This is a genomic window from Halomonas sp. MMH1-48, assembly GCF_022348105.1.
Taxonomy (GTDB): Bacteria; Pseudomonadota; Gammaproteobacteria; order Pseudomonadales; family Halomonadaceae; genus Vreelandella; species Vreelandella piezotolerans.
The window spans coordinates 118145-129433 of sequence record NZ_JAKRFL010000005.1 but is presented as its reverse complement, the minus strand read 5'-3'; the positions used below and the strand labels follow the sequence as shown (position 1 = coordinate 129433).

9 protein-coding genes are annotated in these 11289 nt (G+C 59.2%); 5 read left to right on the top strand and 4 right to left on the bottom strand.

What is annotated here, in order from left to right; translation table 11 throughout:
* From MHM37_RS07065 to xylB, 3 genes are read left to right on the top strand one after another with little or no spacing between them, the layout of a single operon-like run.
* Complete coding sequence (locus tag MHM37_RS07065; RefSeq protein ID WP_239296128.1) at nucleotides 1-621, top strand: nucleoside/nucleotide kinase family protein; 621 nt, start codon at nucleotides 1-3, stop codon at nucleotides 619-621.
* A 36-nt stretch (nucleotides 622-657) separates the two neighbouring features.
* A complete protein-coding gene (locus MHM37_RS07060) occupies nucleotides 658-2145 on the top strand; it encodes a mannitol dehydrogenase family protein (protein WP_239296127.1) in 1488 nt (495 codons plus the stop codon).
* Nucleotides 2145-3629, top strand: a complete 1485-nt coding sequence (gene xylB / locus MHM37_RS07055) for a xylulokinase (protein ID WP_239296126.1) — start codon at nucleotides 2145-2147, stop codon at nucleotides 3627-3629. Before MHM37_RS07060 ends, xylB begins: the two co-directional genes overlap by 1 nt.
* 68 nt (nucleotides 3630-3697) lie before the next feature.
* Here the strand turns inward: xylB and cynS are convergent, their stop codons facing one another.
* Genes cynS through MHM37_RS07035 form a run of 4 tightly spaced genes read right to left on the bottom strand, consistent with a single transcriptional unit; the run spans nucleotide 3698 to nucleotide 7382 of the window.
* Entirely contained in the window at nucleotides 3698-4138 is a 441-nt protein-coding gene (gene cynS, locus MHM37_RS07050; protein WP_239296125.1) for a cyanase, read from the bottom strand.
* Entirely contained in the window at nucleotides 4131-5087 is a 957-nt protein-coding gene (locus tag MHM37_RS07045) for an ABC transporter ATP-binding protein (RefSeq protein WP_239296124.1), read from the bottom strand. The genes cynS and MHM37_RS07045 overlap by 8 nt, the downstream gene beginning before the upstream one ends.
* A 10-nt stretch (nucleotides 5088-5097) precedes the next feature.
* A complete protein-coding gene (gene ntrB / locus MHM37_RS07040; protein ID WP_239296122.1) occupies nucleotides 5098-5955 on the bottom strand; it encodes a nitrate ABC transporter permease in 858 nt (285 codons plus the stop codon).
* Nucleotides 5956-5957: 2 nt separating this feature from the next.
* Complete coding sequence (locus tag MHM37_RS07035) at nucleotides 5958-7382, bottom strand: CmpA/NrtA family ABC transporter substrate-binding protein (protein ID WP_239296120.1); 1425 nt, start codon at nucleotides 7380-7382, stop codon at nucleotides 5958-5960.
* 293 nt (nucleotides 7383-7675) lie between these two features.
* On the opposite strand from MHM37_RS07035, the gene MHM37_RS07030 reads away from it, so the two are divergent.
* Together MHM37_RS07030 and MHM37_RS07025 are read left to right on the top strand one after the other, a co-directional pair.
* Entirely contained in the window at nucleotides 7676-9634 is a 1959-nt protein-coding gene (locus MHM37_RS07030; RefSeq protein ID WP_176558194.1) for a sigma 54-interacting transcriptional regulator, read from the top strand.
* 148 nt (nucleotides 9635-9782) lie between these two features.
* A complete protein-coding gene (locus MHM37_RS07025) occupies nucleotides 9783-11252 on the top strand; it encodes a TolC family outer membrane protein (RefSeq protein ID WP_139525370.1) in 1470 nt (489 codons plus the stop codon).
* Nucleotides 11253-11289: the final 37 nt, after the last annotated feature.

The following is an 11289-nucleotide window of genomic DNA, read 5'->3' as shown; positions in this document are numbered from 1 at the left end:
ATGAGCCCTGATCTTGTTTCGTTAAGCCACCAACTACTGGATGCTGCCGACGGCAAGGCGCGCTGGTTGGTTGCCCTGGCGGGGCCGCCGGGGGCAGGAAAATCCTACCGCAGCGCGCTGCTCTGTGAGGCGATCAACCAGCTGCGCCCTGGGCAGGCGGTGGTGGTGCCGATGGATGGCTACCACTTCGATAACGCCGTACTGGGCGATGAGCAGCTTCCTGTGAAAGGCGCGCCCCATACCTTCGATGTGGAGGGATTGCATCATGATTTGACGCGCATCCGTCGTGTGGATAAGCCGGTCGCTGTACCGGTCTTTGATCGACCGCTGGATCTTGCGCGTGCCGGTGGGCGGCTCGTGACGCCAGAGCATCGCATCGTGATCGTGGAGGGCAACTACCTACTACTGGACCAAGACCCGTGGCGTTCACTGCACGCGCTGTTCGACTGGACGCTATTTATCGACGTGGACGATGCCGTGCTCGTGGAGCGGCTGGTGAACCGCTGGCTCTGTATGGGCCAAGACCGGACCGGTGCCCTCGAGCGTACCCACCAAAAAGACATGCTCAATGCCGCGCTGGTCAAAACCTGCAGCGTGACACCTGACCAGCGCTGGCGCTAGGACGCGCTTGCCTAACCCATAACCCGGAGAGTGACGATGACCCAGCTTAACAACCACAACATGGGTGCCCTCAGCGCGGCGGTCGAGACGCCAACCTATGATCGTCAGGCCGTGACGCCTGGCATCGTGCATATTGGCGTTGGTGGTTTCCATCGGGCCCATCAGGCCATGTACGTGGATGCGCTGATGAACCAGGGCGAAGTGCTGAATTGGGGCATTGTGGGCGTGGGGGTCATGCCCGGCGACAAGCGCATGCAGCAGGCCCTCGCTGCGCAAGACTACCTCTATACGCTGGTGGTCAAGCACCCTGACGGTGAGTATCAGCCTCGGGTGATTGGCAGCATGGTGAACTACCTGTTTGCCTCGGAAGACCCCGAGGCGGTCATCGAAACCATGGCCGACCCCGCCATCAAAATTGTCTCGCTCACCGTTACGGAGGGCGGCTACAACTTTCATCCGGTGTCCGGAGAATTCAACTTGGACGCCCCCCAGGTGCGCGACGATCTCGCCCACCCTGAGCGCCCCTCCACCAGCTTTGGCTTGGTGGTGGAAGCCCTGGTACGCCGCCGGGCACGGGGTATTGCATCGTTTACGGTGATGTCCTGCGATAACATTCAAGGCAACGGCGATGTCGCCAAGCGCATGTTCAGCGCCTACGCCCGCGCCCGCAGTGCGGAGCTGGGCGACTGGCTAGCCGCTGAGGTAGCGTTTCCCAACGCCATGGTGGACCGCATTACGCCGGTAACCGCGCCCACGGATATCGAAGAGCTCTCCCAGCGTTTTGGCGTGGAAGATGCCTGGCCCGTGGTGTGCGAGCCCTTTACCCAGTGGGTGTTGGAAGATCACTTCCCCTTGGGCCGCCCGGCGTTCGAGAAGGTCGGCGTTCAAGTTGTCGAGGATGTCGAACCGTACGAACTCATGAAGCTGCGCCTGCTCAATGCCAGCCATCAGGCGCTGACCTACTTTGGCTATTTGGCGGGCTACCGCTACGCCCATGAGGTGTGCCAAGACCCGCTGTTTGTCGAGTTCTTGCTCGGTTACATGCGCGAAGAGGGCACGCCGACGCTGGCCCCCGTGCCGGGAGTAGATCTAGAAACCTACCGGCTGACGCTGATCGAGCGCTTTGCGAACCCGCAAATCAGAGACACCTTGGCGCGGCTGTGCGCCGAAAGCTCGGATCGCATTCCTAAATGGTTAGTGCCGGTGATTCGCCAGCAGCTTGCCCAGGGCGGTGAGATTGAGCGCAGCGCCGCCGTGGTGGCCAGCTGGGCACGCTACGCCGAAGGCGTCGATGAGCAGGGTCAGTCCATTGAGATCGTGGACCGTTTGCGCGAGCCGTTAATGGCCATTGCCGCCAATAACCGCACCCATCCAGCGGCCTTCGTGGAAAACCGCGAGCTGTTTGGCGACTTGGCGGACCAGCCTCGTTTCCTTAACGCCTACCTGGAGGCACTGAAGTCGCTGCATGAACGAGGCGCACGGGCTACTCTTGAGGCTCTGTTCGCGTCCAAAGGAACGTTGTGATGTATATCGGGGTGGATTGCGGTACGCAAAGTACCAAAGTCGTGGTGGTTGATGTGGAGCGGGGCGTCATTCTGGGCGAGGGCAGCCGCCCGCATCGCCTGGATGAAGGGGAGCATGGCCGCCGGGAGCAGGCACCCGCGGAGTGGCTGGCGGCGCTCAAAGGCGCGTTCTTTCAAGCGATTGAGCGCGCCGGCATCGATGCCAAGCAGGTGCGCGGCATCGGCGTGTCTGGCCAGCAGCACGGCATGGTGGCACTCGATGCCGATGGCGTGCCGGTGTATCCCGCCAAGCTGTGGTGCGATACCGAAACCAGCGCTGAAAATAGCGCGCTGGTGGAAGCGCTGGGGGGCGAGGCGGGCTGCCTGGAGAAGCTGGGCTTGGTGCTGCAAACCGGCTATACCGCCTCAAAAGTGGCTTGGCTACGCAACCACCATCCGGATGCCTACCAGCGTATTGCTACGCTATTGCTGCCTCATGACTACCTGAATTTCTGGCTGACTGGCGAACGGGTTACCGAGGCAGGCGACGCCTCGGGCACCGGTTACTTCGATACCCGCGCCCAGTGCTGGCAACAAGAGGTGTTTGCCGTCATTGCGCCGGAGCTCGACCCTGATCGCGTACTGCCACGGCTGATAGCCGCCCACGAACCGGCAGGTCGCGTGCGCCCGTTAGTAGCTCAGGAACTGGGGCTGAGCGATGACGTGGTGGTCTCCTCCGGCGGTGGCGACAACATGATGGGGGCGATTGGCACCGGCAATATTACCCAGGGGTTGGTCACCCTCAGCCTGGGCACGTCCGGTACGGTGTGTGCTTACTCACCTAATTCGGTGGTGTGTGACAGCGCCATGGTGGCGAATTTTTGCGCCAGCCATGGGGGTTGGCTGCCGCTGATCTGCACTATGAACGTGACCTCGGCAACGACTCGCGTGCGTGAGCTGTTTGGGTTGGACTTGGCTACCTTTGGCGACCAGGTCGCCAGCGCCCCGATTGGTGCCGAGGGCGTCACCGTGCTGCCGTTCTTCAACGGTGAACGAGTGCCCATGCTGCCCGATGCCACCGGCGATTTTCTCGGGTTGACCAGCCTGAACATGACCCAGGCAAACCTCTGCCGAGGCGTGATGGAGGGCGCGACCTTTGGACTCCGCTATGGGCTGGAGCTGCTGGGCGAGCTTGCCGCGGGCACCAGCCAGATTCGACTGATTGGCGGCGGGGCGAAAAGCCCGGTGTGGCGGCAGATGGTGGCGGACATGACCCATACCCAGGTGATCTGCCCCGAGATTACCGATGCCGCCGCGCTAGGGGCAGCCATTCAAGCGGCCTGGTGCGATCTACAGCCCGAGGGCGTTAGCCTGGCATCGCTCTGCGAGCACCTGGTGCATCTGGATGCGGCCTCGCTGGCGGAGCCCGATGCCGAGCGTGTGGCGGCCTATGAAACAGCCTATCAGCGCTATTTGGCTGCGCTAGCGCAGCGCCACGCGCAGTAAAACCAACAACGCCAGCACCTTCATCGAAAGGCGCTGGCGTGTCAGCATGATCAGACGTTATTGAGGGCTTACCAGAACTTATAGGGCAGGAATTTGCCGTTGAGGGTGAGCAGCACACGGTCGCCTTTCGGGTCTTCGATTTTGTCCACCTCCATGGTGAAGTCGATGGCGCTCATGATGCCGTCGCCGAACTTCTCCTGCACCACGTCTTTCAGCGTCTCGCCGTACACACCGACCACTTCGTAGAGGCGATAGATGAAGGGGTCCTGGGGAATCGCTTCATCCCACGCTTTGGTGGGGAAGGCGGTGAGCGCGGTGGCGACGTCGCCATCCACTTCGAGTACATCGCAGAGTTTATGGGCGATATCGGCGCTGGCGCTGTTCATGCCGTAGCAGGCAGAGGCGACCCACACCGGCGACATGCCGACGGCGCTGGCAATGTCGTCCCAACTCAATTTTTTACGGGCTTTGGCAGCCAGCAGGGTATGGCGCATTTCGAGCTTATCCATGACGGACCTCCTTGGGAGTGAACTTCACTAGGTTTTCTTGTGATTCGGTGGCAGGGGATGCCGGGGTTGAATCCGTGGTGGCCTCGGCAGCCGCTAGTTGCACCGGGTTGACCGGAGTGGGATAGCGCAGGCCTTGGCCGTCGAACTCCTGGGTGCGCAACTCGCTGGAGCGGTTCACCAGGAAGTCGACCAAGTAATTACGAATTTTGTAGAAGTGCGGGTGTTTAACGATACTTGCCCGCTGGCGTGGCCGGGGTAGGTCAATCTCCACCGCTTCGGCGATGCGCGCCTGGGGGCCGTTGGTCATCAAAAAGATGCGGTCAGCCAGTAAGATCGCTTCGTCCACATCGTGGGTAATCATGAACACGGTTTGCTGATCCTGGCTCCAGATGTTGATCAGCTCGTCTTGAATGACCCCACGGGTTAACGCATCCAGCGCGCCAAACGGCTCATCCAATAGCAGCAGTTTGGGCTTGGTGGCAAACGCCCGGGCAATACTCACCCGCTGGCGCATACCGCCGGATAGCTGGGAGGGCTTACGATCTACCACTTCTTTTAGGCCGACCATTTCCAGGTACTTCATGCTGTGGTCGGTGACCTCCCGGTCGCTCCACGCTTTCCAGCGGGCGCGTACGCCGAAACGAACATTTTCCAACGCGGTCAGCCAGGGCAGCAGGCTGTAGTTTTGGAACACGACGCCCCGCTCAAGGCCTGGGCCGCTGATCTCTTTGTTCTCCATGACCATAGAGCCTTCGGAGAACTGATCCAGCCCGGCAAGTGCATTCATAATGGTGGACTTACCGCAGCCAGAGTGGCCGATGATGCACACGAACTCGCCCTTCTCGAGTTGAAAGCTGATGTTCTCGAACACCGTGAGTGGTTCGGCCTCTCTGCTCGCGCCGGGGAAGCGCTTGGCGGCTTTCTGTACCTCTACGAAGGCATGACTCATGGTTGGCTCCTTACTCGGCGTACGTGACGAAGCGGGCAAGATAGGCAAGCGACATATCCAGCAGCATGCCCACCACGCCGATCATCAGGATGGAGAAGATCACGCTGGTCAGGTCGAGGTTGTTCCACTCGTTCCAGACGTAGTAGCCAATGCCGGTGCCACCCACGAGCATTTCGGCGGCCACGATGACCAGCCAGGCAATGCCGATGGAGATCCGCATGCCGGTCAGAATGGTGGGCGCTGCCGCAGGTAAAATGACCTTGAAAGCCGTTTGCAGCGACGACAGCTCGTGGGTACGGGCCACGTTGACCCAGTCGTTGCGCACGCCCGCCACGCCAAAGGCCGTGTTGAGCAGCATGGGCCAAATCGAGCAGATGAAGATGACGAAGATGGCGGAGGCTTCGGAATCGCGAATGATGAACAGTGCCAGCGGCATCCAGGCCAGCGGGGAGATGGGCCGCAACACCTGAATGAACGGGTTGAGCGCTCTGTACGCCAGCGGCGACATGCCAATCAAAAAGCCAATGGGAATCGCCACCAGCGCGGCCAGCAAATAGCCGCTGAGCACGCGATACAGCGAATAGCCCAGCTGAATGCCAATGCCTTTATCGTTGGGGCCTGCATCATAAAAAGGGTTCGAAAGCTCTTGCCACGCTTTAACGGCGATTTCTGAAGGTGGCGGTACTTTAGCGCTCTCATCGGCCCCGGCCAGCAGCTGCTCGTATTCGCTCAGCTCGGCACCTCCCCCCATGAGCGGGGATTGATTCAACCCTTCCCAGATGCCCAGACCCACGACCAGCAACATGATGGCAAGAATCGTGGCGCGAACGTTTAGGCTCAATTTCCACTCGGTAGTGGTGCGGTCCATGGTTAACCCCTCCGAATGGCGAAGCTGTCGACGTACGCTTCGGGCTGGGTGTAATCAAAGGTCTTGCCCATGATTTGGTAGTTGCGGGCGGTCTCTTCGGGCGCTTCATAGCCCAGCTCGCGCATCACGGTCTGCGCATCGGTAGCCAGATACACGTCCCGAGCGATCTGCTGATAATCCACGTCGCCTTCGATATAGCCCCAGCGCTTCATCTGCGTCAGGATCCAGACCGCCATGGAGTGCCAGGGGAAGGGGTCGAAATCGATGCGGTCGGGCACGTTCTGTACGCCGCCCAAACCGTCGGCAAAGCGCCCGGTGAGTACTTGCTCTATGACCGTGACCGGCTGGTTCAGGTAGTTCGTCGGAGCAATGGCTTCGGCAATCTCTGAGCGGTTGGCAGGGTCGGAGGAGTACTGGGTCGCGTCGATAATCGCACGAAGCAAAGCACCGTAGGTGTTCGGGTTCTCGCGGGCAAAGCGGGCGCTGGTGGCAAAGGCGCAGCAGGGGTGTCCGTCCCAAATCTCTTTGGTCAGCAGATGAATGAAGCCGATGCGTTCGAATACCGCGCGTTGGTTGAAGGGGTCGGGGGATAAGAAGCCGTCGATGTTGCCTGCCCGCAGGTTGGCGACCATCTCGGGCGGCGGAATCACGCGAATTTGAATATCTTGATCCGGATCCAAGCCGTGCTCGGCCACGTAGTAGCGCAGTAGGAAGTTGTGCATGGAGTACTCGAACGGTACGCCAAAGGTAAAGCCTTTCCACTGCTGCGGATCGCGCTTATCCAGGTGGTCGTTATGTAGCACGATGGCCTGGCCGTTGATGTTTTCTACCGCTGGCATGATGAATGGCTCGGGTGTAGAACCCGCACCGAGGGTCATGGCCAATGGCATGGGTGTCAGCATGTGTGCGGCATCGTATTCGCGGTTGAGAGATTTATCCCGCGCCACTGCCCACCCCGCGGTTTTGATGACCGAGACATCCAGGCCGTAGCGCTCATAAAAACCCATGGGGTGGGCCATGATGATGGGGGTAGCGCAGGTAATGGGAACGAAGCCCACATTAAGCTGGGTTTTCTCGAGCGGACCTAAACTCTCTTTGACGGCGGCTTTGATCGAATCTATGGGAAATAGGGTCGCTAACGCCGCGGCGGCCGTGCCGCCACCCACCAGCTTCATGAACTGACGGCGGTGCATGTCGCTATGGCCAAACATGCCGCGTACTAAGGCGCTTTCGACCACTCGATCCATAACGTCATCGGCGCTGCTTGGCGTTAACGATGGTGCCACTGCGTTTGTCTGATGCGGGGACCTAGCGCTGTTGGGTTGGGAGGGGGAGCACTGATGGCAATCGCACTGCCGTCCGTGAATCAGTGATTGGCGATGATCGAACGGGTTGCCAAGACTGCTGGGGTCGTTGTTCTCTTTCATGGACGTTCACCTCACAGGAGCAAAAGGGGTTTAAGCTGCGCCGTCTTGGTGCGTAACGATTCCCTGCGGCGCTATGTCCATAGATAGCGACTTATATGCCAAAACGAGTTTTTCTGATGTTTTTGTCCATGAGTCATAGGGTTACTGGTGTGAGAAGGCAGTCGCTGAGTCAACGAATTCGTCACGATTTTTCGTCAATGACGATATTTCGTTGTTTAAATAACGAAAATTCGTGATTGGCCCGCTGTTTGTATGGAAAGAGAGTCGTCCAGCTGGCTGCCAAGGAGCCTGTGATGCGTGGCACTTCCCACTCCTCGATCATCGAAACGCCCTTAACGCATATGGCCAGCCATACGCCGCTGGCCATGATCATCGTCGATCCGCTTAGCGATTCCCTGATCGATGCCAACCCTGCCGCCTGCCACTTGCTGCTCCTAGCGCGTGATCAAACCCTCACCACCCCCTTCAGTCACCGCTTGAGCGCCTCACTGCCGCTATGGGTCAGCTTTACCGACGAGGTACTAACGACCGGGCAAGGGTGGTCGGATGATTTAGTGCTGCTGGATAGCGCCCGCCAACCTCGTCGTGTCGAAGTCTATGGCCAACGCTTGCAGAGCGAATCGCAGCTATTGTTGACGTTGATCGATCGCAACAAGGCCGAACAGCGTCGTGCCAAGGCCGAGCTTAGCCGACAGCACCGGCAAGGGGAGGTGGGCTGGCAGCGGGTCGAGCAGGTGTTCGAGCGTATCGAAAAGCAGAATCAGCTGATTCTCAGCGCGGCCGGGGAGGGCATTTACGGCCTGGATGCCGATGGCAAAACCACCTTCGTCAATCCGGCCGCCGAGCGCATTCTTGGCTGGAGTACGGAGGATATGGTGGGCCACGATGCGCATCTGATGTTTCATCATACCCACGCCGATGGCAGCCACTTCCCCGTCCAGCAGTGCCCTATCCATGCCTCGTTTAGTGATGGTCAAGTGCACCATGTGGATGACGAAGTGTTCTGGCATAAAAATGGCGAGGCCATTCCCGTGGAGTACACCAGCACGCCGATTTTTGAAATGGGCCGATTAGTGGGAGCGGTGGTCCTGTTTCGCGATATTCGCGAGCGTAAACGTGCCGAGCAGCAGCTACGCGATGCGCTAGAAGAGGTGGAGTCGCTCAAACGCCGCTTGGAGCTAGAGAACCAGTATCTGCAAGAAGAGATCAAAGCCGAAGTGAACCACCGCAATATCGTCGGCAACAGCCCGGCGGTGGCCAAGCTGACTCAGCAGATTGCCATGGTCGCGCCGACCAGCGCTAACGTGCTGATTAGCGGCGAGTCAGGTACTGGCAAAGAACTGATTGCCCGGGCAATTCACGCAGGTAGTACTCGCAGCGACCGGCCGTTGATCCGCGTGAACTGTGCCGCGATTCCCCGCGACCTCTTCGAGAGTGAGTTCTTCGGTCACGTGAAAGGCGCCTTTACCGGCGCGGTGCAAGACCGTCCGGGACGCTTTGAATTGGCCCATGGCGGCACGCTGTTCCTGGATGAAGTAGGGGAAATCCCATTAGAGCTGCAGAGCAAGCTGCTGCGCGTATTGCAGGATCAGCAGTTCGAGCGGGTGGGGGATAACCGTACCCGCGAAGTGGATGTGCGGGTGATTGCGGCGACCAATCGTGAGTTAAAAGAGATGATCGATGCCGGGCAGTTTCGCGAGGATCTCTACTTCCGTTTGAACGTCTTTCCCATCGACTCCGTTCCACTGCGCAAACGCATCGAAGACGTGCCGCTGCTGGCCCGCCACTTCTTGCATCGCGCCTGCCTGAAGTTCAACAAACCTGGGGTACGAATACCGCCTGCGCAACTTGATGTCCTCACGCGTTATCCCTGGCCCGGCAATATTCGCGAGTTGGAGAACGTCATCGAGCGTCAGGTAATCGTGACGCAAGATCAGCGGCTCTCTTTCGATGACCTTTTGTTGGTAGAGCCATTATCTCGTCACACGGCGTTCAACGAAACGTCGCACGATAGTAGCGAGTTGCCCGACCACCTGCTCACCGAGCAAGCGCTGTGCCATCAGCAGCGGTGCAATGCACTAAAAGCGTTGAAAGCCGCAAACGGAAAGGTGTCTGGGGCGGGAGGAGCGGCTGAGCTGTTGGGCATGAAGCCCACCACCCTCACTTCGCGACTGCAAAAATGGGGCATCGATCCTCGGCAATATCGCAGACGCCAGCGCAAAAGTACGTCAGCCAACGATGCTTTGGACTAAGGTTAGGGAGGATCTGCTTGACATCCGTTTGTACACACAAATCAAGCAACTTCAAGTCTAGCATACATACATGAATGTAACTATAATGCCACTCTTTCATAATGGTGCCCTGCTGCGCCGTCTTACGTTGACACCTAGAGGCAATCCCATGCGACTAGCACACTGGGCAGTCAATGCCCCCTTCCGCCCCCTATTGTTGGCAGTACTCACGGCGTCCTTTATCGCGCCCGCCCAAGCGGCCGATTTGGTGACCATTACCCGTGACGCGCTGAATAACAATGCGGCTCTGGCCTCTGCGCGGTCTGAGTTTTCAAGCGTCGAAGCGGCGCGTGACGTCGCCCGCGGTGGACTGCTGCCTCAAGTGAACGCCTCTGGCAGCGCTGTGCATAACGAGCAGTTCGAGAGTCAAGGCTCGGCCCGTGGTGCCGGTACCGGAGCAGGGGCTAATGCGGGTGTCGGCGTCAGTGACGATAGCTACAACACGGTCTCTTTGACGTTAGAAGCCACCCAGGCTCTATTCAATGCGGTGACACGGCAGGAAGTCACTCAGGCAGAGCGTCAGATCGATCAGCAGGTCTATCTGCTGGCCGCCACCGAGCAGCAGCTGTTGATCGATGTGGCCAGTGCCTACTTCGATATTCTACGCGCTCATGAAGTGTTGGAAGCACGGTTAGCGCAGGAGCGTGCTATCGGCCGTCAGCTAGAGCAGGCCCGTGAGCAGTTCGAGGTCGGTTTGATTGCGATTACCGAAGTCGAGGAGGCGCGGGCGAGCTTCGATCAATCTCGCGCCGATCGCATTGCTGCCGAGAGCAACCTGCAAGTAGCGTTTGAAGTGCTGGAGCAGCTTACCGGCCAGCGTTATGCCAGCATCGAAGCCCTGGGCGATAGTATGCCCATCGCGCTGCCGACGCCCACCGACCGTGATTACTGGGTCGAACAGTCACTGGAGCGCAACCCCCAGGTACTTGCCCAGCAGGCGGGTATCGAAGTTTCTCGTGTGGGAGTAGAGCTGGCCCGTGCTGGTCGTTTGCCCACCGTGCAAGCGTTCGCCAACTATCAGTACGCCGACAGCGACAGCGAATTAGTGAGCGGTTACGACACTTCCGCTCAGGTCGGTGTTTCGGCGAACGTGCCGATCTATACCGGTGGCAGCACCAGCGCCAGCATTCGACAAGGCACTTTCCAATTGGAGAGCAGCCAGTACGACTTCGAGTCTCAGCGCCGCACTACGATTCAACAGGTTCGCTCGCTCTATACCCAGGTCAGCAACAACGTCGAAACGGTCGAAGCGCGCCAGCAGGCCATCGTGTCCAACCGCAGCGCGCTGGAAGCGACCCGCGCGGGTTACGAAGTGGGTACGCGCAATATCGTCGACGTGCTCAATGCCGAGCAAAACCTCTATAACGCCATCGCCAATTATGCCGAGGCGCGTTACGACTATGTCGTGAATCTGCTGTCGCTGCGTCAGCAGGCAGGGCTGCTCGATGTCGAGGCCATCGAAGAAGTGAACGCGTGGCTCACCGGCGAGGACATCCACTTTATTCTACCGGAAAGCAATGAGCCCGACGCGTATCAGCGTGCAATGGATATTGGTGCACCGCCCACTCCAGGTGCTTGACGTACGCTGCGCATGCCTTCTTGGCGGTCGGTCAATG